This window comes from Buttiauxella sp. AC142, assembly GCF_979253435.1.
In genome coordinates this window covers 2286943-2310845 of record NZ_CEEDCH010000001.1, presented here as the reverse complement: position 1 = coordinate 2310845, position 23903 = coordinate 2286943, and the positions used below count along the sequence as shown (strand labels likewise).

The 23903-nt window shown below is 51.2% G+C and carries 21 protein-coding genes; 11 read left to right on the top strand and 10 right to left on the bottom strand.

What is annotated here, in order from left to right:
• Position 1: 1 nt before the first annotated feature.
• From rsxD to ydgT, 6 genes are all read right to left on the bottom strand, one after another.
• Positions 2–1051 carry an electron transport complex subunit RsxD gene (rsxD, locus tag AC0IWZ_RS10625; protein ID WP_471677370.1) on the bottom strand — a complete coding sequence of 350 codons (1050 nt, stop codon included), beginning with the start codon at positions 1049–1051 and terminating at the stop codon, positions 2–4.
• Positions 1052–3013 (bottom strand): electron transport complex subunit RsxC, encoded by a 1962-nt coding sequence (gene rsxC, locus AC0IWZ_RS10620; protein ID WP_471677371.1) that lies wholly within the window; start codon positions 3011–3013, stop codon positions 1052–1054. It lies immediately after the preceding gene.
• On the bottom strand, positions 3006–3584 hold the full coding sequence (gene rsxB / locus AC0IWZ_RS10615; protein ID WP_471677372.1) for an electron transport complex subunit RsxB: 579 nt from the start codon (positions 3582–3584) through the stop codon (positions 3006–3008). The genes rsxC and rsxB overlap by 8 nt, the downstream gene beginning before the upstream one ends.
• Entirely contained in the window at positions 3584–4165 is a 582-nt protein-coding gene (gene rsxA / locus AC0IWZ_RS10610) for an electron transport complex subunit RsxA (RefSeq protein WP_034455395.1), read from the bottom strand. The genes rsxB and rsxA overlap by 1 nt, the downstream gene beginning before the upstream one ends.
• Before the next feature lie 89 nt (positions 4166–4254).
• Complete coding sequence (locus AC0IWZ_RS10605) at positions 4255–4707, bottom strand: DUF2569 domain-containing protein (RefSeq protein WP_471677373.1); 453 nt, start codon at positions 4705–4707, stop codon at positions 4255–4257.
• A gap of 94 nt (positions 4708–4801) precedes the next feature.
• Positions 4802–5017, bottom strand: a complete 216-nt coding sequence (gene ydgT / locus AC0IWZ_RS10600) for a transcription modulator YdgT (RefSeq protein ID WP_034495755.1) — start codon at positions 5015–5017, stop codon at positions 4802–4804.
• A gap of 280 nt (positions 5018–5297) precedes the next feature.
• On the opposite strand from ydgT, the gene AC0IWZ_RS10595 reads away from it, so the two are divergent.
• Positions 5298–6338, top strand: a complete 1041-nt coding sequence (locus AC0IWZ_RS10595) for an oxidoreductase (RefSeq protein ID WP_471677374.1) — start codon at positions 5298–5300, stop codon at positions 6336–6338.
• A 51-nt stretch (positions 6339–6389) separates the two neighbouring features.
• On the opposite strand, the gene speG is transcribed toward AC0IWZ_RS10595, so the two are convergent.
• Together speG and AC0IWZ_RS10585 are read right to left on the bottom strand one after the other, a co-directional pair.
• Entirely contained in the window at positions 6390–6947 is a 558-nt protein-coding gene (gene speG, locus AC0IWZ_RS10590; RefSeq protein ID WP_034495752.1) for a spermidine N1-acetyltransferase, read from the bottom strand.
• A gap of 62 nt (positions 6948–7009) precedes the next feature.
• Positions 7010–7357, bottom strand: a complete 348-nt coding sequence (locus tag AC0IWZ_RS10585; RefSeq protein WP_034495751.1) for a DUF1283 family protein — start codon at positions 7355–7357, stop codon at positions 7010–7012.
• A 103-nt stretch (positions 7358–7460) separates the two neighbouring features.
• Here AC0IWZ_RS10585 and AC0IWZ_RS10580 point away from each other — a divergent pair, with 103 nt between their 5' ends.
• From AC0IWZ_RS10580 to AC0IWZ_RS10560, 5 genes are all read left to right on the top strand, one after another.
• Positions 7461–7787, top strand: coding sequence for a YnfA family protein (locus AC0IWZ_RS10580; RefSeq protein ID WP_115631825.1), 327 nt, complete (start codon positions 7461–7463; stop codon positions 7785–7787).
• Positions 7788–7978: 191 nt separating this feature from the next.
• Positions 7979–9193, top strand: a complete 1215-nt coding sequence (gene rspA, locus AC0IWZ_RS10575) for a starvation-sensing protein RspA (RefSeq protein ID WP_471680499.1) — start codon at positions 7979–7981, stop codon at positions 9191–9193.
• A 54-nt stretch (positions 9194–9247) separates the two neighbouring features.
• Positions 9248–10654 (top strand): glucuronate isomerase, encoded by a 1407-nt coding sequence (gene uxaC, locus AC0IWZ_RS10570; RefSeq protein WP_471677375.1) that lies wholly within the window; start codon positions 9248–9250, stop codon positions 10652–10654.
• Positions 10655–10681: 27 nt separating this feature from the next.
• The gene (locus AC0IWZ_RS10565) at positions 10682–12226 is read left to right on the top strand and encodes an MFS transporter (protein ID WP_471677376.1); all 1545 of its coding nucleotides are present in this window, start codon (positions 10682–10684) and stop codon (positions 12224–12226) included.
• A gap of 157 nt (positions 12227–12383) precedes the next feature.
• Positions 12384–13835: a mannitol dehydrogenase family protein gene (locus AC0IWZ_RS10560; RefSeq protein WP_471677377.1), complete on the top strand. Its 1452-nt coding sequence runs from the start codon at positions 12384–12386 to the stop codon at positions 13833–13835.
• A 132-nt stretch (positions 13836–13967) separates the two neighbouring features.
• On the opposite strand, the gene AC0IWZ_RS10555 is transcribed toward AC0IWZ_RS10560, so the two are convergent.
• Positions 13968–14654, bottom strand: a complete 687-nt coding sequence (locus AC0IWZ_RS10555; protein WP_034495743.1) for a GntR family transcriptional regulator — start codon at positions 14652–14654, stop codon at positions 13968–13970.
• 92 nt (positions 14655–14746) lie between these two features.
• The gene (ydfG, locus tag AC0IWZ_RS10550) at positions 14747–15496 is read right to left on the bottom strand and encodes a bifunctional NADP-dependent 3-hydroxy acid dehydrogenase/3-hydroxypropionate dehydrogenase YdfG (protein ID WP_034495742.1); all 750 of its coding nucleotides are present in this window, start codon (positions 15494–15496) and stop codon (positions 14747–14749) included.
• 356 nt (positions 15497–15852) lie between these two features.
• On the opposite strand from ydfG, the gene guaD reads away from it, so the two are divergent.
• From guaD to dcp, 5 genes are all read left to right on the top strand, one after another.
• The gene (gene guaD / locus AC0IWZ_RS10545; RefSeq protein WP_471677378.1) at positions 15853–17184 is read left to right on the top strand and encodes a guanine deaminase; all 1332 of its coding nucleotides are present in this window, start codon (positions 15853–15855) and stop codon (positions 17182–17184) included.
• Entirely contained in the window at positions 17181–18617 is a 1437-nt protein-coding gene (xdhA, locus tag AC0IWZ_RS10540) for a xanthine dehydrogenase small subunit (protein ID WP_471677379.1), read from the top strand. The genes guaD and xdhA overlap by 4 nt, the downstream gene beginning before the upstream one ends.
• Before the next feature lie 49 nt (positions 18618–18666).
• A complete protein-coding gene (gene xdhB, locus AC0IWZ_RS10535; protein ID WP_471679064.1) occupies positions 18667–20952 on the top strand; it encodes a xanthine dehydrogenase molybdopterin binding subunit in 2286 nt (761 codons plus the stop codon).
• Positions 20949–21719 carry a xanthine dehydrogenase accessory protein XdhC gene (gene xdhC / locus AC0IWZ_RS10530; protein ID WP_410372901.1) on the top strand — a complete coding sequence of 257 codons (771 nt, stop codon included), beginning with the start codon at positions 20949–20951 and terminating at the stop codon, positions 21717–21719. Before xdhB ends, xdhC begins: the two co-directional genes overlap by 4 nt.
• Positions 21720–21857: 138 nt before the next feature.
• Positions 21858–23903 (top strand): peptidyl-dipeptidase Dcp, encoded by a 2046-nt coding sequence (gene dcp, locus AC0IWZ_RS10525; protein ID WP_471677380.1) that lies wholly within the window; start codon positions 21858–21860, stop codon positions 23901–23903.

The following is a 23903-nucleotide window of genomic DNA, read 5'->3' as shown; positions in this document are numbered from 1 at the left end:
CTTAGCGATGCCCGTAAGCACGAGGGCGGGTGTAGTAATCAATCAACGGCACGGTGATGTTAGCCAGCAGAACAGCAAACGCGACGCCATCAGGATAACCGCCGTAGGTGCGAATCAGCCAGACCAGCAAACCGGCCAGCGCGCCGAAAATCAGACGCCCACGATTGGTTGTCGAGGCGGTAACGGGGTCGGTGAGAATAAAGAATGCACCCAGCATCGTTGCGCCAGAGAACAGATGGATCAGCGGTGATGCACATTTTTCCGGAGCAAACATCCAGCCCAGGGTGGAACACACCGCCAGCGCCAGAAGAAAACTGACCGGAATATGCCAGCGAATGGCACCTTTCACCAGTAAGAACAGCCCGCCTACAAGGAATGCGAGATTCACCCACTGCCAACCAATTCCCGCCAGCACGCCGGTATAAATCGGCTCTTGCAACAGGTCGGTGGCGGAATGCCCGGCGCGTAATCCGGTTTTAAACGTGTCGAGCGGGGTGGCCTGACTTATACCATCTATACCCATCCGCAACTGCGACATGGTATCGCCAGCCGCCGTCGTGCCAGAAAATATTACGTGCAGCGAGTCGGCAAAACCAGGTACCGTTGCGGCAAGCGTATGCGGTGGCAACCAGGATGTCATTTGCACCGGGAAGGCAATCAACAACACCACATAACCGACCATTGCCGGGTTAAACGGGTTGTGCCCCAGGCCGCCATATAATTGTTTCGCGATAATCACGGCGAACACCGTGCCGAGGATCACCATCCACCAAGGAGCAAACGGTGGAATACTGATGCCAAGTAACAGGCCGGTGAGCGCAGCAGAATTATCGCCCAGGATCCGTAGCGGCTGTTTGCGCAGTTTGAGCACCAGCAGTTCAGCGGCGAAAGCCGTCAAAATACCTAATGCGATTTGCACCAGACTGCCCCAGCCAAACCAGTACCACAGCATTGCCATTCCTGGCAAAGTGGCATAAGTCACCAGCAGCATAATTCGCGATGTGCTGCGTTGGTTATGGGTATAAGGGGAGCTTGCTATCTTAAAAACCATTTATTCCTCTGATGCCATTTGTTGCGCTGCTTTTCGTGCCTGGACACGAGCAATTGCCGCGGCAACGGCGGCTTTACGCGGATCTTGTTCTTCGGCAGGTGTTTCTTCAGATTGTTGTTCGGCCTTCGCGGCTTTACGGGCTTTCGCTCGGGCGATGGCGGCTTCGACCGCCGCTTTGCGCGGATCAACCGTTTCGGCTTTAGCCACTTCGACCGGGGCTGTTGCGGCTTCGTTTGCCTGTGCCGCTTTGCGTGCTTTCGCTCGGGCAATCGCTGCTTCGACCGCGGCTTTACGCGGATCAACAACACCGGTTTCTGCTGGAATTTCTTGCGCTTCTTTCTCAACCTGACGAGCGCGCGCCTGCGCTTTACGCGCTTCGCGGGCGGCAATCACTTGCTGGTTGTCCGGCAAGGTTCCGGCTTTGATAACAATCGGCTCATTGCCTTGCGTATTCTTGCTTTTCACCCGGGCGAGAGCGGCCTGAATGGCATCATTATCTTTAGCTGTAGGTTGAACGGCTGCTTGTTTATGGCGCTCAAGGCGAGCGGCTTTTTCGCGTTCGAGCCGCGCCTGGCGCGCTTCAAAGCGCTCTTTGGCTTCAGCGGTGCGTTTGGCTTCCAGCTCGATTTCACGTATCTCGGCTTTTTCCTGACGGAAATATTGCACCAGCGGAATATTGCTTGGGCAAACGTAGGCGCAAGCCCCGCATTCGATGCAATCTTTGAGATTATGGGCCTGCGCTTTATCGTGCTGTTGCCCACGGCTAAACCAGTAGAGTTGCTGTGGCAAAAGATCTGCCGGGCAGGAATCAGCGCAGGCGCTGCAACGAATGCAGCTCTGTTCTTCTTGTTGCTCACCCATTTCGAGACTGGAAGGTGCCAGCAAACAGTTGGTGATTTTGACGACAGGAACATCCAGCCACGGCAGGCTAAAGCCCATTAACGGCCCGCCCATAATCACTTGCTGATCATGACCCGGACGGAATCCGGCAAAATCCAACAGATGGCGGACTGGCGTTCCCAGACGCGCCCAGACATTGCCCGGTTGCTGAACGGCCCCGCCGGTTAACGTCACCACACGCTCGGTTAACGGTTCTCCATCCATAACGGCGCGTTTCACGGCAAAAGCGGTGCCGACGTTTTGCATCAGCACGCCAATATCAGACGAGCGGCCACCTTGTGGAACTTGTTTCCCGGTAAGAATTTGAGTGAGTTGCTTTGCGCCACCAGACGGATATTTGGTTGGGATCACCCGCAACTCGATACCGTGCGTATTGCAAAGCACCGCACGCATCATAGAAATGGCCTGCGGCTTGTTATCTTCAATGCCAATTAACACGCGCTTTGGCTGCAAAATATGCGCAAGAATACGTACGCCGTCGATGATTTGCGCCGCGCAATCCTGCATCAGGCGGTCATCGGCGGTAATGTAAGGCTCGCATTCCGCGGCATTGATGATCAGTGTGTCGATTTTATCGCCGCCACCGAGCAATTTATTTCCGGTCGGGAAGCCTGCTCCGCCCAGACCGGCAACACCAAATTGATGAATACGCGCAATTAATTCTTCACGGCTATGCGACGCATAATCATGCCAGCCGTCACGTTCAATCCAGGTATCTTCGCCATCGGCTTCAATAATCACACTCAGCTCAGCCAATGCAGAAGGATGGGCGGTCGAGTGGGGCGCAATAGCGGTGATGGTTCCGGAAGTGGGAGCATGAACGGGTAACATGCGACCACGCCCACGAGTCAAAGGTTGACCACGCAGCACATAATCGCCGGCTTTCACGCACAGTTCACCTTCAGCGCCAATGTGCTGCTTCAACGGAATAACCAGCTTTTGTGGCAAAGGAACCTGGCGCAGTGGCGTGCCGTTTGACTGAGTTTTCATTTCTGGTGGATGAATGCCACCATCGAAATCCCAGATTTTGTCTTTTTTGAAACGGGTAAATAACTTAAGCATTTTGCTCCACCGGAATGAGTCTAACCGGGATGGTTTGCAGATCCCACTTCCAGCTTTCTGTGGTGGTTTCGACCGGGCGCAGCTCAATACAACGCGTAGGGCACGGGTCGACACATAAATTGCATCCGGTGCAAAGGTCACTAATTACGGTATGCATGGCACGAGTGGCACCGACAATGGCATCCACCGGGCAGGCCTGAATGCACTTGGTGCAGCCAATACAATTCGGTTCGTCGATAACGGCTAACATGCGAACGGGTTCCAATGCCTGAGCATCGCCTTCAATGGGCTGAGGATCCACGTTAAGCAAAGTCGCAATTTTGTGCATCACGGCTTCACCGCCAGGTGCGCACAAGTTGATTTTTGCAACCTGATTACCCACAGCTTCCGCATAAGGGCGGCAGCCAGGATAACCGCATTGCCCGCATTGACTCTGAGGTAACAGTTCGTCAATTTTATCGACAATCGGGTCTTCTTCGACGCGAAAACGACGCGACGCATAACCGAGGATCAGCCCGAAGACCAGACCCAACAGACCCAGCGCAATAACAGCAATCCAAATCGTACTCATCAGAACTTCACCAACCCGCTAAAGCCCATAAAGGCCAGAGACATCAAACCGGCGGTGATAAGCGCGATGGCATTGCCACGAAATGGCGCGGGCACGTCGGCAACGGCTAAACGTTCGCGAATAGCCGCAAACAACACCATCACCAGCGAGAAACCCACGGCGGCAGAAAAACCATAAAGGGCTGATTGCAGGAAGTTATGGCCGAGATTGATGTTCAACAACGCGACGCCCAGCACCGCACAGTTAGTGGTGATCAGCGGTAAAAAGATACCCAGCAGGCGATAGAGCGCCGGGCTGGTTTTGCGCACCACCATTTCGGTAAATTGCACAACGACGGCAATAACCAGAATAAACGCCAGCGTACGCAAATAGACGAGGTCAAGAGGAATAAGGATCAACTCGTTGACCAGCCAAGCACAAATAGACGCCAGGGTGAGGACAAAAGTGGTCGCCAGCCCCATGCCGATGGCCGTTTCCAATTTTTTGGAAACTCCCATAAACGGACACAGGCCAAGAAACTTCACTAATACGAAGTTATTAACCAGTACCGTACCAACAAAGAGCAGCAAATAATCTGTCATGAATGAGACCTGAAACAAAAAAAGCCGCCTATTATCGTCTAACCGACCGATGACGACAACTGGGCGTTTATAGGGTTATTACGGCGAAACTACGGGTTGATAAATGTCTGCTTCACGCGTTGCGAACGCTTGAGGTACGGGACCAACAAAGCCGCAGCTAACAGCGGGAACATCAGCTGACGTAATGCCAGATCGTCACTCACTGGGGAAAACGCGAAGGCTTTAACCGCTAACAACACCGACAGCAATAACCAAAGAATATAATGACGGACCACATTCTTACGACGTTTAAAGAAGGCGATAGTCAACCACACGGTATAACCCCACATGGCAATTGCGCAGGCAATCGAGGTGTACCAAAACATCACCATTTTGGGGCCTTGCGCGCTCATAAGTCGATGGCTTTCTGGGGAGATGAGCATCATAAGATAAATGGCGAGGGCAATACTGCTGCTGAGTAAGGTCATCAGAAGCCAGGCGAGAGGGGCAAGAAGCCAGCCTGCAATGCGGGGGGCTCCCCCAGGAAATTGCGTTGTCGTCATGTTACCTCCCGAAAAAGAATAAGACTTTCCTTATGAGATTCATAAGGCGGGAGGATTATAAGGTTTTTTTAACGCTTTGCTACCGCAAGCTGCGTTACAGCACATATCGCCAGACGGATTTTGGCACACAACCTAAATCAAACAGCCGTCCACCGGAAACCAATTCAGCCCGACGATGATCGGCAGCACGATACATATTCATCAATTCATTATTATCGGTCAGAGTGTAATTAAGATGGTCGAAGAGTTTTTCCAGGCTTTCGGATGAGCTGATTTTGCGAAATTTCATTAAATAATCTAGAGCGGTCATGAGAGGCGGTTATCCATACAAAAGAGAAAATAAGCGGTACGCGGTGATTCTGACTTGCATGAATAATAAACGGAAATACATGTTTTTATTGCAGGAGAAAGCGTGATATTGACTTTTTAGGAGTTTTCATCATCACATACGCCATCACCTGACCCTCCTGACACCCGCGAATTGTCTGGTGTTTGGTAAGTGTGCAACTAGCTCGCAACAATATAATTACCTGTTGTTACAATTACAGGGGTGGTGTCAAATAGGTCGTCCAAAATTATGAGGAAAGCAAATGAGTGATAGCATTCGTGTCGGATTAATCGGTTACGGTTACGCCAGTAAGACTTTTCATGCGCCATTAATTGTCGGTACACCAGGCATGGTTCTGGCCGGTGTTTCCAGCAGCGATGCCACGAAAGTTCATGCTGACTGGCCAAACATGCCGGTAGTCTCTGATCCTCATCATCTGTTTAATGATCCAAATATCGACTTAATCGTCATTCCCACCCCAAACGACACCCACTTCCCGCTGGCAAAAGCAGCGCTTGAAGCCGGTAAACATGTCGTTGTCGATAAACCCTTTACCGTGACGTTGTCACAAGCACGTGAACTGGATGCACTGGCGAAAAGCTGTGGCTTATTGCTTTCTGTCTTCCACAACCGCCGTTGGGACAGTGATTTCTTAACCGTAAAAGCGCTGCTGGCTGACGGTACGTTGGGTGAAGTGGCCTATTTTGAATCTCATTTTGACCGCTATCGTCCACAGGTACGTAACCGCTGGCGCGAGCAGGCGGGCGTTGGGAGCGGGATTTGGTATGACTTAGGCCCACATCTTATTGACCAGGCATTGAATCTTTTTGGACTGCCTGTCAGCCTGACGGTGGATTTAGGCCAACTGCGCCCAGGCGCTCAGGCGACGGATTACTTCCATGCCGTGCTGGCGTATCCGCAGCGTCGCGTTGTGCTGCACGGCACTTTGTTGGCAGCAGCAGAAACAGCACGCTACATCGTGCATGGCGCGCGTGGCAGTTACATCAAATATGGCCTCGACCCACAGGAAGATCGCCTGAAAGCGGGCGAGCGTTTACCGCAGGAAGACTGGGGTTACGATATGCGCGACGGTGTGTTAACGCTAGCGCAGGGTGAGGTGATGGCGGAGCAAACGTTGCTGACCGTGCCGGGTAATTATCCGGCTTACTACGCGGGGATTCGTGATGCACTCACGGGCCACGGTGAGAACCCGGTTCCTGCCGCGCAGGCCATTCAGGTAATGGAAATGATTGAGCTGGGCATGGAATCCGCGAAACATCGCGCGACACTGAACCTGGCGTAACCGCCGCCAGACCCTGGCACCACGCTCACTTTCAGGGGGCCAGGGTTTCGGTTACTGCGCAGTCGGTTTTAAAATATTGCCCGCAGTTTTGTGCCCCGCCAGATATTGATGCTGGAAAATGCACATCCGAATTGTGTTGCGATATTCTCCATTGATAAAGAACTCGTGGATTAACTCACCTTCCACCATAAAGCCGAGCTTCTTATAGATGTGCACGGCTTTTTCATTCTCTTTATCAACAATCAAATACAGCTTGTACAGATTGAGCACCATAAATCCGTAATCCATCGCAAGCTTTGCGGCACGTGATGCCAGGCCTTTGCCCTGATAATCAGGCGAGATGATTATCTGGAATTCGGCACGGCGATGAACATGGTTGATTTCGACCAGTTCCACCAGGCCTGCTTTTTCGCCATTACATTCGATGACAAAACGACGCTCGCTCTGATCGTGAATATGTTTGTCATAAAGATCCGACAGCTCGACAAATGCCTCGTAAGGCTCTTCAAACCAATAGCGCATCACGCTGGCATTGTTATCAAGCTGATGAACGAAACGCAGATCTTCACGCTCAAGCGGGCGAAGTTTAATGGGGAGTTCCTGGCTCATTTGAATTCCTTTCAAAGACATAAGGCTTCTCTTAAGAAGCCTTATTGATTAACGTCGTGCAGTTACGGAGCGACAACGCGACCGGTGCGGCGGTCAAGGCAACGCAGGGTATTGGGTTCCCAATAAGCGTTGACGTTAGCGCTTTTCTGGCAATTGTCCTGGGCATCAAAAGCGACGTCGGTTTTGTCCCATTCTTTTTCGGCGCGTTTGTTAACTTTCTGGCGCAGAGAGCGAGTGTCATTCCATTGCTCTTTGTCCATCGCCGCATCCTGGCGAGTTTGCGCATTGTCACCCGACTCGATAATCAGTTTATTGGTCTGAGCATTCGCGGGTTGGACAAACGCAAACGCACTCAGCAATAATGCCAGCGGCATAGCCACCGACAGATATTTGCGAAGGATTGTGTTCATTGCGGTTTCCTTTAGAGTATTTTGCAGCTTATAAATATACCACGGTGCGCAATGCGTACCAGATGGTGCACATTTGACCTCATTATCCCAGACAACGTTCAATATGATCAAAACAACCTTGTTATTTTTTGCAACGGCTCTGGCCGAAATCATTGGCTGCTTTTTACCCTGGCTGTGGTTAAAGCGCGAAGGCTCTGCATTCCTGCTGATCCCGGCAGCATTATCACTGGCGATGTTCGTCTGGTTGTTGACGCTCCATCCGGCAGCCAGTGGGCGTGTGTATGCCGCTTACGGTGGCGTTTATGTCGTGACCGCGTTGTTATGGTTACGTGTGGTTGATGGCATCAAATTAAGTGCCTACGACTGGATAGGGGCATCGGTTGCCTTCTGCGGCATGTTGATTATCGTCGCTGGCTGGGGCCGGGCCTGATTAATTCCTCTTTTTTCTCTAAAAATCATTCATTTCCCTTAACTCCTCTGATGTAACCCCTTGCAAGAGTCACAAAATAATTGTGACTCAGTCCGTCAAAATTCGATCTACATACTTGTATGGTAGTATTTTGAAGTTTAATTTCACACTCATTGAACACCCATTATCTGATGTGTAGTAAGGGAACCTGAATGAAAATTGTAAAAGCAGAAGTGTTTGTGACGTGTCCTGGACGGAACTTTGTCACGCTGAAAATTACGACAGACAATGGGATCACCGGACTGGGCGATGCCACCTTAAATGGCCGCGAATTGTCGGTTGCGTCCTATCTGAAAGACCACGTTTGCCCGCAACTGGTGGGGCGTGATGCGCATCGTATTGAAGATATCTGGCAGTTCTTCTACAAAGGCGCTTACTGGCGTCGCGGGCCGGTGACGATGTCGGCGATTTCTGCAGTCGACGTCGCGTTGTGGGACATTAAAGCGAAAGCCGCCAACATGCCGCTGTATCAATTGTTGGGCGGAGCCTCCCGCGAAGGCGTGATGGTTTACTGCCACACCACCGGTCATTCCATTGATGATGTGCTGGAAGACTACGCCCGGCATAAAGAGCAGGGTTTTAAAGCGATACGTGTGCAGTGCGGCGTGCCGGGCATGAAAACAACCTACGGTATGGCAAAAGGCAAAGGGCTGGCGTACGAACCCGCAACCAAAGGTGACTGGCCCGAGGAGCAGTTATGGTCAACGGAAAAATATCTCGATTTCACCCCCAAATTATTCGAGGCCGTGCGCAACAAGTTTGGCTTCGACGAACATTTGCTACACGACATGCACCATCGTCTGACGCCAATCGAAGCCGCGCGTTTTGGTAAAAGCATCGAGGATCACCGCCTGTTCTGGATGGAAGACCCGACGCCTGCCGAAAACCAGGAATGCTTCCGTCTGATTCGCCAGCACACCGTAACCCCGATTGCCGTCGGCGAAGTCTTTAATAGCATCTGGGATTGCAAACAGCTTATCGAAGAGCAGCTAATCGACTATATCCGCACCACGATTACTCACGCGGGTGGCATCACCGGCATGCGCCGCATTGCGGATTTCGCCTCGTTATACCAGGTGCGAACCGGCTCACACGGCCCGTCCGACCTGTCTCCAGTTTGTATGGCCGCCGCGCTGCATTTTGACCTCTGGGTCCCGAACTTTGGCGTGCAAGAATACATGGGCTATTCCGAACAAATGCTGGAAGTATTCCCGCATAACTGGACGTTTGATAATGGATTCATGCACCCCGGTGATAAGCCCGGTATTGGTATTGAGTTCGATGAAAAACTGGCCGCGAAATATCCCTACGAACCTGCGTATCTGCCGGTGGCCCGCCTTGAAGATGGCACTTTGTGGAATTGGTAATCCCCTCATTAAATTAAATTTGAATAGCCATAAGATGAACAATGGAGAAGCATCATGAGTTTCATCAACGATCGTTTCATGATTAATAATGAAGTAGGGTGTGAATTATATTCTGAAGTGGCGAAATTACTGCCAGTGATTGATTATCATTGTCACCTTGATGCTAAAGATATTTACGAAAATAAATCTTTTTCTGATATCACACAACTTTGGCTATCAGGTGATCATTATAAATGGCGCGCAATGCGCGCTAATGGTATTCCTGAAGAAAAAATCACGGGTAACGCGAGTCCAGAAGAGAAATTTCGGGTATGGGCTGAAACGGTTGAATCCAGTTATGGTAATCCGCTCTATCATTGGACGCACCTCGAACTCCAATTTTATTTTGGCGTTGAAGAAAATTTAGATTCTCATAATTGGCATGAGATAATGGACTCCTGCAATAAACTACTTTGTCAGGATGATTTTAAACCACGTCAATTAATTAGCCGCTCAAATGTTGAAGTTATTTGCACTACAGATTCACCACTGGACTCGTTGGAATACCATAGGCGATTACAAGAAGACGCTACCTTCACCACTAAAGTATTACCCACATTTCGCCCAGATGAGATTTTTGAGGAAGACTCACAGCTATTTATAAACTTCATTGATAAGTTAACCGAGTTAACATCAATTGATGTTCGTGATTTTTCAAGTTTTAGTAAAGCCATTGGTAAAAGAGTTGAGTGGTTTCACGAAGTGGGATGCCGAGTTTCTGATTATGGCCCAATGGATATTCGGTACTTATTCGCCTCAGAAGCGGAAGTTGATATTATTTTTACACGTAAAATAAAAGGGGCGGAACTTAATCAGAAAGAATGCACTATTCTCAGCAGTGCTATATTTATCATGCTAGCGAAACTTTACAAAAAACATGACTGGGCCATGCAAATTCATTTTGGGGCAATCCGAAGTAACAATACCCGAATGAAAAATGCATTAGGTATTAATACAGGATTTGATTCAATTAGCGATCAGTGTCACTTGGCTCAGGGGTTGAACGGTCTCTTAGACGCAATGGCTCAAAATGATTCGTTATCTAAAACTATCATCTACAACCTCAACGCAAGTTACAACGATGTTGTGGCAACGGCGATAGCTAACTTCCAGTCAGGTGAAGATGGTATTAAATCACCGATCCAGTTTGGTTCTGGTTGGTGGTTCAACGATACTCGCCGAGGTATGGAAAACCAATTGAATTGTCTAGCCGACCAAGGGCTGTTGATGAATTTTATTGGCATGTTGACCGATTCACGAAGTTTTATTTCCTATACTCGCCATGATTATTTCCGTCGCATACTCTGCAACCTTATTGGTAGTTGGGTAGAGAATGGAGAGATTCCTGACAATAAAAAAGTGCTATCAAAAATTATAAGAAATGTCTGTCACGATAATGCCAAAAACTATTTTGGATTTTGATCACTCCCTACGTATTGAGGATAGAACATGTCTCGTACTAATAAAAAAATTTCAATTCCTGTCAGTATTGGCTACGGCGTAACTGATATCATGGGAGGCGGCGCTTTTACCGTTATAGGCGCCTGGTTATTATTTTTCTATACTACATTTGTTGGCCTGTCTCCAGTGGAAGCAGCTTCAATTGTTGCTATCGCCAGGATTGTCGATGCAATTGTTAGTTTGTTTATGGGCAGTTTTACCGATCATTTTTACAAGAATTATTTAGGTAAGAAATTTGGTCGTAGACGTTTCTTCTTGTTAATTGGTGCGCCATTGATGCTGGTTTACTCACTTCTGTGGGTAAATGGTATGAACTTTGGTTTTTATTTGGCTGTTTATCTAGCCTTTGAAATTATTGCGGCGATGGTTCTTATACCATGGGAAACATTACCGTCAGAAATGACTAAAGATTTTAACTCTCGTACAAAACTATCAACCTGTCGAATGTTCTTTTCCGCATCAGGCACTTTCCTGGCAACATTTATTCCAGGGTTGTTAATTAGCCACTATGGTGAGCATGATGCAAATGCTTATTTGATTAATGGTGTGGTGTTCGCAGTTTTGTTTATGTTATGCGTATTCATCTCCTGGAAAGTGACCTGGGAACGTGAATTAACACCTGAAATGCTAGCCGAACTTGAACAACCAAGAAAAGTTACGACTTTCTCCGGCAGAGTTATTGCTGTAGGGCGTTTATTCAAAGAATATGCCAGCACACTTAAAGTCAGAGCCTTCAGAAAACACCTGGCTATTTATTTACTCTCATTCACAGCAAAAGATGTTTATAACACAGTATTTGTTTTCTTCTGCGTATATTGCCTGAATGTTTCCTCTTCATTGGCTGGAACATTGCTGTCCATGAGTATCGTTGGTTTGCCTGTCACATTAGTTGCGGGGATGGCAATCATTAAATATGGCCCGTCCCGGCTTTATGTATTCGCGTATAGCGTCATGATGTTGTGTCTGGTTGGCTTGTTTATGGTCTATCAATTCCCGACTGAAAACAAAATTACGCTGTTGGTCATACTGGCTGCGGTTTACCAGGTAGGGCGCTGTGTACTGGAATTCACTCCCTGGAATGTGTTCCCGTTTATTCCTGACATCGACGAAATGATCACTCGCCAACGTCGCGAAGGTTTATTTGCAGCGGTAATGACGTTTTCCCGTAAAACAACCGTTGCGATTGCAACCTTTATTGTCGGTGTGTTGTTGCAGTTTGGCGGTTTTGTGAAGGGCAGTCAGATCCAGCCTGAACAGGCAGTAAACATGATTGCAACGCTGTTGTTTGCTGGCACAGCAGGACTGCTTATATTGGCTTTTTGGCAGGCGCTTACGTTCCGTTTGAATAAACGCACTCACAAAATTTTTGTTGATGAAGTTGAACGCCTTAAAGCAAATGGTGCCAAGAAAGATGTTGATCTTGAAACACGAAAAGTTGTTGAGGACTTAACGGGTTATAGCTACGAAAAGTTATGGCTTGAGTCAAAAGTTGACACAACTAAAACAACGATGCCTGTGCCACTGATGCGATAACTCATCAATGTCATAAATGTGAGTTGTTATACACCTTTGATTTCGTGTCATACCAAATGCACAAAACTTTAATGCAAATCAATATGCAGACTACCATAGCAGGTAGTCTGTGGCGGTCCCCAAGTTACTACACAGCTACTAAACAGCGAGTTTCAAAATGGAAAACAAGCTCTTATCTGCAAAAGCTATTGTCCCTCAATATGACCGTAGCAAACTGGTATCACGCATCGTTCATCTCGGTTTTGGCGCCTTCCATCGCGCTCATCAGGCAGTTTACGCTGACATCCTGGCAAGCGATCACGGTAGCGACTGGGGTTACTGTGAAGTTAACCTGATTGGTGGCGAGCAGCAAATTGCTGATTTAAAACAGCAGGACAACCTTTATAGCGTGGCTGAAATGTCTGCCGACGCATGGCATTGCCGGGTGGTGGGTGTGGTGAAAAACGCCATTCACGCTCAGGTCGATGGCCTGGAAGCCGTGTTCACCGCCATGACGCAACCTGAAGTGGCGATTGTCTCCCTGACCGTGACGGAAAAAGGCTATTGCCATACTCCGGCAACCGGCACCATCTTGCTGGATCACCCATTCATTGCGCACGACATCGCAAATCCGCAACAGCCGAAATCTGCACCGGGCGTGATTGTTGAAGCCCTGGCGCGTCGTAAAGCCGCTGGTCTGCCAGCATTTAGCGTGATGTCCTGCGACAACATGCCGGAAAACGGCCACGTCACACGCAATGTTATTACCGCGTACGCGCAGGCGATTAACCCGGAACTGGCGGAGTGGATCAAGGTGAATGTGACATTCCCATCCACCATGGTTGACCGCATTGTGCCAGCCGTCACGGCTGAAACGTTGGAACAAGTGGCTCAGGCGACCGGTGTTGCTGACCCTGCCGCTGTGGCATGTGAACCGTTCCGCCAGTGGGTTATCGAAGATAACTTCGTCGCGGGCCGCCCAGCGTGGGAAAAAGCCGGTGCGGAATTGGTGAGCGACGTTCTGCCATACGAAGAAATGAAATTGCGTATGCTCAACGGTAGCCATTCATTCCTCGCATACCTTGGTTACCTGGCAGGTTATCAGCATATTTCTGAATGCATGCAGGATGAGAATTACCGTCGTACCGCACACGCTTTGATGTTGCAGGAACAAGCGCCAACCTTGAAAGTGCAGGGCGTTGACCTGGCAAAATATGCCGATTCACTGATTGCGCGTTACACCAACCCGGCACTGCGTCACCGTACCTGGCAAATCGCGATGGACGGCAGCCAGAAATTGCCACAGCGTTGGTTAGACTCCATTCGTTGGCACCTGGCAAACGGCAGCGAATTTAATCTGCTGGCGCTGGGCGTTGCAGGTTGGATGCGTTATGTCGGTGGTGTGGACGAGCAGGGCGCGGCTATCGAAGTGAGTGATCCATTATTGCCTGCTATCCAACAAGCGGTTGCTGCCAGCAAAGAAGGGGAAACCCGCGTTAAAGCTCTGTTAGGGCTGAAAACTATCTTTGGTGAAGACCTGCCTGCTAACGCGAAATTCGTTAATCAGGTGATTGAATCTTACCTGGCGCTGCGTGAAAACGGCGCGAAAGCGACAGTCGCTAAGTTCTAAATTTGTGGTTTCGTAGGGTGGATTAGCGCGAGCGACATCCACCGTTTACGCTGTTGTTACAGATGAAAATGTCGGATGGCGCTGCGCTTATCCGACCTACGAATGCAAGTCTTCACGCGCAGTATTTCAAACTTACTCTTCAGTAAACCAGTCGCGCTTCTCGTTACGAATCAACAAAATTGACTGACTTATCTCATGCAGATGGCGATGCATTGCCTGATCCACGCCGTTTTCATCATGCTGCTTCAGGGCTTCAAAAATATCGTAATGCTGAGAGAGTAACATTTCCGGGGGAGAGACGTGTTCAAGGCTCATATAGCGCACCCTGTCCATTGTCGCTTTAATATTCTCGACCGTTTCCCACGCCAGGCGGCAATCCGCTACTAATGCTAACTGCTCATGGAATTCGTCATCTAACTGGAAAAAATCATCCAGTTGGTTGCGGTCAATGGCTGTGCGTTGCTGATTGAGCAACTGTTCGAGCATATAAAGGTGTTCATCCGTCGCCATACTCGCGGCACGTTTTGCCACCGCACGTTCAATCGCTTCACGCACAAAACAGCCGTTCTTCACCTGGCTGACCGAAATCTTATTCACATACGTACCGCGCTGCGGGCGGATTTGCACCAGTCCCGTTTCAGCCAGTTTAATAAAGGCTTCACGCACCGGCTGGCGCGATACTTCAAAGCGAATCGACACTTCTTTTTCAGAAAGCGGAGTACCAGGCGGAATCAGGCAACGAACAATATCACGGCGCAAAATGCGGTAGATTTGTTGGTTTACAGGCTGAGTGGGGTTGAGCAAAGTTGACGGTAACATGGTTTTTTTCTTATCGTTGAAGAACCGTGCAAATTTAACATTTATTTGCACGGTCGCCCATAACTGAAAGCCCTAAGCATCAGGAAAAGCGATTAACCTTCGCGGTGAACGCTAAGCCCCGCAAACGACTGGCTAACAGGCATCATTTCAAGGGTGTTGATATTGACGTGTTTCGGTAATGTCGCGACCCACCAAACGGCTTCAGTCACATCTTCAGGCGTCAGCGCATTGGCATTCTCGTAGGTTTTCTCGACTTTGCCGTCGTCACCTTTGAAACGCACATTTGAGAACTCAGTTCCGCCAACCAGACCCGGCTCAATATCCGTTACGCGAATAGCCGTCTTATGCAGATCTGCACGCAGATTCAGGCTGAACTGGCGCACAAACGCCTTGGTTGCGCCATAAACGTTACCGCCTGCGTACGGCCAGCTTCCCGCAGTCGAACCGATATTGATAATGTGACCACGATTACGCTCCACCATACCTGGCAGCACGGCGCGAGTCATATACACCAGACCTTTATTGTTGGTGTCGATCATCGTTTCCCAGTCATCCGCGTCAGCTTTATGAGCAGGTTCCATACCCAACGCCAGGCCCGCGTTATTCACCAGCACGTCAATATTGCGCCACTCGGCAGGCAGTTGTTCCATCGCTTGCTCGATAGCCGCGCGATTACGTACATCAAGTTGCAGCGTAATGATGCTATCACCCAGTTCGTCTTTCAGCTCTTGCAGGCGCTCCAGACGGCGGCCGGTAGCAATCACTTTATGGCCTTGCTGGACGAAACGACGGGTAATGCTCTCACCAAATCCGGCGGTGGCGCCGGTTACCAGAATAATCATCTCACTGTTCCTCAACGCTTTTTATGTCGTAATACCTTAGCACGCGAACGCTATTTTCGATAATTGAACTTTAGTATGGCAGACCTTGCGCAATGCTGGTGCAGCAAGGGTTTCGCGCTGCACCAGCATCGCGCAGATTTTTTCGCCATTTTCGAGGTCTCAGTCCGCAAAGGTGAAAGGCAACCGATTGCGATAAATAGCAACCGTTTGCATGTGTTAAAGTTGCGCGAATGTTGCGCAACAACCCAAAATGTAATCTAAGCTACTGTTATAAAACCGATTAAAGCCAAACGGCAACATGGCATCAACATTGCAATAGTTAACTCATTCTTCACAAACCCATTACAGGTACGGCGATGACAGTTAATTACACGCAAGCATTGCGCGGTCAGTTTTTCGACATCACCCAAACCGGAACCCGCCCGGATGAATTACTGGCAAACGCTCGTCATCACGAAGATGGGCTGTTATTTCTTAACGACGGCATTATCGTCACGCTGTTGCCATGGGAAGAAGGGCGTCTCCATCTGCGCGGCGAAAGTGACTATGTCGATTATCGCGGCAAACTGATCCTGCCAGGTTTCGTTGATACGCATCTGCATTATCCGCAAACCGAAATGATTGGCGCTTATGGCGAGCAGCTCCTTGAGTGGCTCCAGACCTACACCTTCCCGGTGGAAAGTCAGTACCAGGACAGCTCGCACGCCGCGAAAATGTCGGCATTTTTCCTCAGCCAGCTTCTGAGCAACGGCACCACCACGGCATTAGTGTTTGGCACTGTGCATCCGCAATCGGTAGACGCTCTGTTCAGTGCGGCGGAGCACCTCTCAATGCGCATGATTGCCGGGAAAGTGATGATGGATCGCAACGCGCCGGACTATCTGACTGAGACACCGGAGCAAAGCTATCTTCAGACCCGCGAACTCATTGAGCGCTGGCATAAAAAGGGGCGTCTGAACTATGCGTTGACCCCGCGTTTTGCGCCTACCTCTTCACCTGAATTGCTCGCCGCCGTGCAAACGCTGCGCGAGGAATTCCCCGATACCTGGCTGCATACCCATCTGAGTGAAAACAGCGCGGAAGTGGAATGGGTGAAAAGCCTGTGGCCCGAGTCCGAAAGCTATCTTGGGGTGTATCACCACTACAAACTGACCGGGAAACGTAGCGTCTTTGCCCACGCCATTCATCTGCAAGATTGCGAGTGGGATTGCCTGCACCGCACCGAATCTGCCATTGCATTTTGCCCGACTTCAAACCTGTTTCTGGGAAGCGGCCTGTTTAACTTAAAACAGTGCCACGAGCGTGGGATCCGCATGGGGATTGGCACCGATGTGGGCGCAGGCACCACCTTTAATATGCTGCAAACCCTGGCGGAGGCTTACAAAGTCGCGCAGTTGCAAGGTTACAGATTGTGCGCAAGCGAAGCGTTTTATCATGCCACGTTAGGCGGCGCTCACGCGTTAGATCTTGACGATAAGATTGGCAATTTCTTACCCGGCAAAGAAGCGGATTTCGTGGTGCTCGACTTAGCGGTATCGCCGCTACAGAAAATGCGCCATGCCAATAGCCGCGACATATTCGAAAAACTGTTCGTGCTGATGACGCTTGGCGACGATCGCAACGTCTGGCACACCTGGGTCAACGGCAAATGCGTGTGGGCGCGTGACACGCTGGAGGTCGCGGCATGATTCAATTTTTGCTCAATCAAACCTTAAAAACGCTCGACAATGTTGATCCGAATACCACGGTATTGAACTGGCTGCGGGGGAGCGAACATCGCTGCGGTAGCAAAGAAGGGTGCGCGTCGGGGGATTGTGGCGCGTGTTCCGTGGTGCTCGGGCAAGTCGATGGCGAGAAAATGCGGTATGACACGGCTAACGGCTGCATCACGCTCATCAGCCAGTTGGATGGCAAGCAGTTGCTGACGGTCGAAGATTTAGCGCAAGGCGACAAACTGCATCCGGTTCAACAGGCGATGGCGGACTGCCACGCATCGCAATGCGGTTTTTGCACCCCAGGTTTTGTGATGTCCGGCTTCGCGCTGCACAAAGCCAGGAGCCACTCGCAGCGCCATGAGATTGAAAAACACCTCGCCGGGAATCTGTGCCGTTGCACCGGTTATCGTCCGATTATCGAGGCGATGCAAAAGAGTGCCGGATGTGAGCAGGATCAGTTCAGCCGTGATGAACCGCAAACGGTGGCACGCCTGAAATCTCTGCAACAAGCGCAGATGGGCGAGCTACGCAAATTAAACCGCTGCCTGTTACCGAAAAGCGAGGCGCAACTGGCCGAGCTTTATCAGCAAAACCCACAGGCACGTCTGCTGGCGGGCGGCACCGATCTGGCGCTGACGATCACCCAGCAATACCAGACGCTACCGCTGATCATCGGCCTTAATCAGGTCGAAGAACTAAAAGCCATTACCGTCAGCGAAAATCAAATTCGGCTGGGGGCGATGGCGACGTTGCAGAGGTGTGAGCAGGTCTTGCAGCCGCTGATCCCGGCGTTTGCACGTGTATTAGAACGTTTTGCCTCACCGCAAATTCGCAACCACGCGACGCTTGCCGGGAACCTGGCGAATGCCTCGCCCATCGGCGATGGCGCGCCCATGTTACTGGCGTTGGGAGCCAGGCTTGAACTGCGCTGTGGCGAGGCGAGCCGCGTTCTGCCGCTCAATGAGTTCTTCCTGAGCTATCGTAAAACTGCTTTGCAGCCAGGTGAATTTATCAGCGCGGTGGTGATTGAACGCGAAGCGATATCGCCGACGTTTAACGCATGGAAGATTTCTAAACGCATGGATGACGATATTTCGACGGTATTTGGCGCGTTTAATCTGCATGTCAAAGACGGAATTGTGGAATCCGCAAAACTGGCATTTGGGGGAATGGCGGCGGTTCCGGCGCGGGCGAAAAGTGCCGAGCTGGCGTTTATCGGACAACCCTTAAATGAGCGGACGGTCGGGCTGGCCCGCGAAGCGCTGGCCAATGATTTCCAACCGTTAACCGATTTCCGGGGTTCAGGCATTTACCGTCTGAAAGTTGCGCAGAATCTTTTAACACGTCTGGTTCTCCAACATAACGAACCGAGCGATGCGCTGGAGGTAAACGCTTATGTCAACTAATCCGGTGCGCTTGTCTGAGCAGGCATTAATAGAACAATTTACCTGTGAAATGAACGGCGGCGCGGGCAAAAGCCTGAAACATGAAAGTGCGGATAAACACGTCAGCGGCAAAGCGGAATATATCGACGATAAACTCACCTTGCCGGGCATGTTGCATCTGTGCCCGGTTCTCAGCCAACACGCTCATGCGAAAATTTTAAACATCGACACGTCCGCGTGTTATTCGGTGCCGGGTGTTGAGCGAGTTTTCAGCTGGAAGGATGTCCCCGGAGAGCTGGATATCGGCCCGCTGGCACCGGGTGACCCGCTGTTTGCCCGCGACCGGGTGGAATACCACGGCCAGATTGTATTAACCGTCGCGGCGCAAACACCGGAAGCCGCACGCGCAGCGGCGCTCAAGGCGGTAATTGAATATGAGGTGCTTGAGCCCGTGCTGGATGTCGAAGAGGCATTGCGCCGCGAGCTGTATGTGCAAGAGCCGCATGTTCATCAGCGCGGTGACGCAGACTCTGCGCTGGCAGCGGCTGCGCATCGACTTCAGGGGCAGTTTCATATCGGCGGCCAGGAGCATTTTTACCTCGAAGGGCAAATCGCTGTCGTACAGCCCGGTGAAGACGGCAGCGTGACGGTGTGGTCGTCCACTCAACATCCAACCGAAGTGCAAAAGCTGGTGGCCTCGGTATTGGGCGTCACTATGAATAAAGTCACGGTGGATATGCGCCGCATGGGCGGAGGATTCGGCGGCAAAGAAACGCAGGCTGCGGGCATCGCCTGCCATGCTGCCCTGGTGGCTGCATTGACCGGAAAACCGGCAAAAATGCGCTTATCCAGGCGTGACGATATGCGCATCACCGGTAAACGGCATCCGTTTTTTGTCCGCTACGATGTTGGTTTTACGGGTGAAGGGATGCTCAATGGCGTAGTCATCGATCTGGCGGCTAACTGCGGTTATTCGCTGGATCTCTCAGGATCGATCTGCGATCGGGCGATGTTTCACGCCGATAACGCCTATTACCTCGGGGATGCGCGTGTTACGGGTTATCGCTGCCGCACAAATCTGGCGTCGAATACGGCGTATCGGGGTTTTGGCGGGCCGCAGGGCATGGTCGCCATCGAACAGATTATGGATCACATTGCCCGCGACCTGGGTTTGGACCCGCTGGAGGTGCGCAAACGCAATTACTACGGCGACACCGAACGCAACGTGACGCACTACCACCAAACTGTTGAACACAACATTATGCCGGAAATCACCCGTCAGCTTGAGGTGAGCGCGGATTACCAGAGCCGTCGTGCGCAAATCAGCGAGTTTAACCGCCGCAGCCCGGCACTCAAACGCGGGCTGGCGCTAACCCCGGTGAAGTTCGGCATCTCGTTTACCTCCAGTTTCCTGAATCAGGCGGGGGCGTTACTGCTGATTTACACCGATGGCACCGTGCAGCTTAACCATGGCGGTACGGAGATGGGACAAGGCCTGAACACCAAAGTGGCGCAAGTTGTCGCGCAGGTGCTGCAAATTCCTGTCGAGCAGATTCAGGTCACGGCAACGAATACGGGCAAAGTCCCTAATACTTCGCCGACCGCGGCGTCATCCGGTGCCGATCTTAACGGTAAAGCGGCGGAAATTGCGGCACTCACCATTAAAGAACGGCTGGTGGAGATGCTTTGCCGTTTACACCATTGCGAAGCGGGACAGGTAGAATTTCGCAACGGCGTAGTGAAAGCGGCAGGGCGACATTTCACATTCAACGAAATTGCTAACCTGGCGTGGCTTAACCAGGTGCCGCTTTCGGCGACGGGTTTCTACAAAGTGCCGGGTATTCATTACGATCGCGCCGCCGGACGCGGACAGCCATTCTATTACTTCTCATACGGAGCGGCGTGCTCGGAAGTGATTATTGACACGCTGACCGGGGAATATCGCCTGCTGCGCACGGATATTCTGCATGACGTGGGGAGTTCGCTAAACCCGGCGCTGGATATCGGGCAAATCGAAGGCGGCTTTGTGCAAGGCGCGGGCTGGCTGACCTGCGAAGAGCTGGTGTGGGATGAAAAAGGGCGGCTGCTGACCGACAGCCCGATGAGCTACAAAATCCCGGCGATTAGCGATGTGCCATGCGATCTGCGGGTGAATCTCCTGGAAAATCACGCTAACCCGCAGCACACCGTTTATCGTTCCAAAGCCGTTGGCGAACCGCCATTTATGCTGGGAATATCGGTGTGGTGTGCATTGCAGGATGCCGTCGCGAGTGTGACGAATTACCAGAAACACCCTTTATTAGACGCGCCCGCCACCCCGGAACGCGTGTTCTGGGGTTGTCAGGAGGCACCATGAACGATCAATGGATACGCATCTTGATGCAGTTGCATGAGCGCCGTGAACCGTGTGTGTTGCTGACGTTGCTGGCGGACAAAGGCTCGGTGCCGAGAAATTGCGGCACCAAAATGATCGTTGGGCGCGAAGAGACTTTTCTCACCATCGGCGGCGGGCATCTCGAATACCAGTGCATCGCCACAGCCCGTGACATGCTGGAGAAGCAAAATACCGCTCCGCATACCGAACATTTTAATCTCGGCGCCAGGCTAGGGCAGTGTTGCGGTGGAATGACCACGGTGTTGTTTGAACCGCTGATTCAGCCGCAACCGCAAATTATCGTTTTTGGCGCAGGCCACGTCGGGCAGGCGCTGGTGGCATTATTATCAACCTTACCTTGTCACATCACCTGGGTTGATGAACGTGCTGATATGTTCGCTGCCGTGCCGCCGGGGGTAAAAACCTGGCAGGCGGAAGACCCGCTGGATGCGGTGAAATCCGCACCCGCGAACAGCTATTTTATTGTGATGACGCACCATCACCCGCGCGACCTGGAATTAACCGAAGCGATACTGAAACGTGGCGATTACCGCTATCTGGGGTTAATTGGCTCACAGACTAAACGCCAGCGTTTTGAGTATCGCCTGGCGGGAAAAGGCATCACGCAGCAGCAACTCAGCACCTTGCGCTGCCCGGTGGGTTTGCCAGATGTGAAAGGGAAACTCCCGGCAGAAATCGCCGTGGCTATTGCCGCAGAGATTATTGCTGTGTATCAAGCGACTGGTTAGACTGGAAAATTAGGCGAATGTTGTCGGATGACGCTGCGCTTATCCGACCTACGGGAATGGTGTTGTAGGGGGGATAAGCGCAGCGTCATCCACCAAATGCAGTCTCAAATTATCCTTTGCCCCCAGCAGGAGTGCAGCATGCAAACGGAAAACCCGTTCTACCGCATCAGTTTATTGCCATACCAGGCACCACATTTTGATGACATTCACGACAGCCACTATCGCCCGGCGTTTGACGAAGCCAAACGTATCAAGCGCGAAGAAATCGCCGCAATTGCCAACGACACCGCCGAGCCGACTTTCGAAAACACCTATCTGGCGCTGGAACAAACCGGGCAAATGTTGGGAAGAGTGACGAATGTTTTCTTCGCCATGACTTCCGCGAATACCAATGATTATCTGCAACAACTCGATGAAGAGTTTGCCGCCGAACTTGCCGAACTGGCCGATGAAATGCGCCTCAACGCCGTGCTGTTTGCGCGTTTGGATACCGTTTACCAGCGTCGTCACACGCTAAGTCTTGATGACGAATCGCAGCGCCTGGTTGAAGTCGTCTGGCAGAGTTTTAACCTGGCTGGTGCGACGTTAAGCGAAGAAAAGAAAGCACGCCTGAAGGTACTCAACAAAGAAGCCGCGCAGCTCAGTAGCCAGTTTAATAATCGTCTGCATGCCGCTGATAAAGCCGCCGGGCTGGTGATTGACGACGTCAATCTACTGGACGGGTTAACGCCTGCGGAAATTGCCGCTGCGGCGCAACAGGCGAAAGCGAAGGGGCTTGACGGCAAATATGTTATCGCGCTGCTTAACTTCACGCAGCAGCCAGCGCTGCAATCATTAAGTCACCGTGAGACGCGTGAAGAACTGTTTAAAGCCGGTTGGGATCGCACACAACAAAATGATGGCAACGACACGCGCGCTATTGTCGCTCGCCTGGCCACGCTGCGCGCAGAACAGGCGCAACTGCTCGGGTTCGATAACTACGCGGCATGGAAAATTGCTGACCAGATGGCCCAAACACCGCAGGCTGCACTGCAATTTATGCGTGGTATCGTGCCTGCGGCAACGGCGCGGGCACAGCGGGAACTGGCCGATATCCAGCACGTTATCGACGCACAAAATGGTGGATTTAAAGCCGAGGCCTGGGACTGGGCGTTTTATGCTGAGCAAGTACGACGCGCGAAATACGATCTCGATGAAGCGCAAATCAAACCCTATTTTGCATTGAATAATGTGCTCACCAACGGTGTTTTCTGGGCAGCCAGCCAGCTTTTCGGTCTCAGTTTCGTTGAGCGTTTCGATATTCCGGTTTATCACGATGATGTACGGGTGTGGGAGATCTTCGATAAAGACGGTCGTGGTATGGCGCTGTTTTACGGCGATTTCTTTGCCCGTGACAGCAAAGGCGGCGGGGCGTGGATGGGCAATTTTGTGGAGCAATCCACATTGCTTGCTAACGCGCCGGTGATTTACAACGTCTGCAATTACAACAAACCGGCATCTGGCGAAGCCGCGCTCATTTCCTGGGATGATGTCGTCACGCTGTTCCATGAGTTCGGCCATACCCTTCACGGCCTGTTTGCTACCCAACATTACGCAACTTTATCCGGCACGAATACGCCGCGCGATTTCGTCGAATTCCCTTCGCAAATCAACGAACACTGGGCGCGAGAACCGCAGGTGTTTGCTAATTATGCTCGCCATTATCAAACTGGCGAACCGATGCCAGAGGCGCTCAAAGAGAAGTTATTCCGCGCAGCGCAGTTTAATAAAGGCTACGACATGACAGAGCTGCTCGCTGCCGCGTTGCTGGATATGAACTGGCACAGCCTGCCTGCGAGAAGTGCGGTTGATGACGTGGCTAAGTTTGAAGCGAGCGCGCTTGAGCAAGAGCACATCAAACTTGCAGCAGTGCCACCGCGCTATCGCAGCAGCTATTTCGCGCATATTTTTGGTGGAGGTTATGCCGCGGGTTATTACGCTTATATCTGGACGCAAATGCTGGCCGACGATGGCTATCAATGGTTTGTGGAGCAGGGCGGGCTAACAGCAAATAATGGCCAGCGTTTCCGTGAGGCGATTTTGTCTCGCGGAAATAGCCAGGATCTTAAAACGTTGTATAACGAATGGCGAGGACATGCTCCGTACAGCGAACCGATGTTGGAAAATCGGGGTTTAGCAGACTAA

What these genes read in the sequence shown, in the direction of transcription:
- rsxD (WP_471677370.1), bottom strand. Translation starts at nt 1,051, where the DNA reads ATGGTTTTTAAGATAGCAAGCTCCCCTTATACCCATAACCAACGCAGC.
- rsxC (WP_471677371.1), bottom strand. Translation starts at nt 3,013, where the DNA reads ATGCTTAAGTTATTTACCCGTTTCAAAAAAGACAAAATCTGGGATTTC.
- rsxB (WP_471677372.1), bottom strand. Translation starts at nt 3,584, where the DNA reads ATGAGTACGATTTGGATTGCTGTTATTGCGCTGGGTCTGTTGGGTCTG.
- rsxA (WP_034455395.1), bottom strand. Translation starts at nt 4,165, where the DNA reads ATGACAGATTATTTGCTGCTCTTTGTTGGTACGGTACTGGTTAATAAC.
- AC0IWZ_RS10605 (WP_471677373.1), bottom strand. Translation starts at nt 4,707, where the DNA reads ATGACGACAACGCAATTTCCTGGGGGAGCCCCCCGCATTGCAGGCTGG.
- ydgT (WP_034495755.1), bottom strand. Translation starts at nt 5,017, where the DNA reads ATGACCGCTCTAGATTATTTAATGAAATTTCGCAAAATCAGCTCATCC.
- AC0IWZ_RS10595 (WP_471677374.1), top strand. Translation starts at nt 5,298, where the DNA reads ATGAGTGATAGCATTCGTGTCGGATTAATCGGTTACGGTTACGCCAGT.
- speG (WP_034495752.1), bottom strand. Translation starts at nt 6,947, where the DNA reads ATGAGCCAGGAACTCCCCATTAAACTTCGCCCGCTTGAGCGTGAAGAT.
- AC0IWZ_RS10585 (WP_034495751.1), bottom strand. Translation starts at nt 7,357, where the DNA reads ATGAACACAATCCTTCGCAAATATCTGTCGGTGGCTATGCCGCTGGCA.
- AC0IWZ_RS10580 (WP_115631825.1), top strand. Translation starts at nt 7,461, where the DNA reads ATGATCAAAACAACCTTGTTATTTTTTGCAACGGCTCTGGCCGAAATC.
- rspA (WP_471680499.1), top strand. Translation starts at nt 7,979, where the DNA reads ATGAAAATTGTAAAAGCAGAAGTGTTTGTGACGTGTCCTGGACGGAAC.
- uxaC (WP_471677375.1), top strand. Translation starts at nt 9,248, where the DNA reads ATGAGTTTCATCAACGATCGTTTCATGATTAATAATGAAGTAGGGTGT.
- AC0IWZ_RS10565 (WP_471677376.1), top strand. Translation starts at nt 10,682, where the DNA reads ATGTCTCGTACTAATAAAAAAATTTCAATTCCTGTCAGTATTGGCTAC.
- AC0IWZ_RS10560 (WP_471677377.1), top strand. Translation starts at nt 12,384, where the DNA reads ATGGAAAACAAGCTCTTATCTGCAAAAGCTATTGTCCCTCAATATGAC.
- AC0IWZ_RS10555 (WP_034495743.1), bottom strand. Translation starts at nt 14,654, where the DNA reads ATGTTACCGTCAACTTTGCTCAACCCCACTCAGCCTGTAAACCAACAA.
- ydfG (WP_034495742.1), bottom strand. Translation starts at nt 15,496, where the DNA reads ATGATTATTCTGGTAACCGGCGCCACCGCCGGATTTGGTGAGAGCATT.
- guaD (WP_471677378.1), top strand. Translation starts at nt 15,853, where the DNA reads ATGACAGTTAATTACACGCAAGCATTGCGCGGTCAGTTTTTCGACATC.
- xdhA (WP_471677379.1), top strand. Translation starts at nt 17,181, where the DNA reads ATGATTCAATTTTTGCTCAATCAAACCTTAAAAACGCTCGACAATGTT.
- xdhB (WP_471679064.1), top strand. Translation starts at nt 18,667, where the DNA reads ATGAACGGCGGCGCGGGCAAAAGCCTGAAACATGAAAGTGCGGATAAA.
- xdhC (WP_410372901.1), top strand. Translation starts at nt 20,949, where the DNA reads ATGAACGATCAATGGATACGCATCTTGATGCAGTTGCATGAGCGCCGT.
- dcp (WP_471677380.1), top strand. Translation starts at nt 21,858, where the DNA reads ATGCAAACGGAAAACCCGTTCTACCGCATCAGTTTATTGCCATACCAG.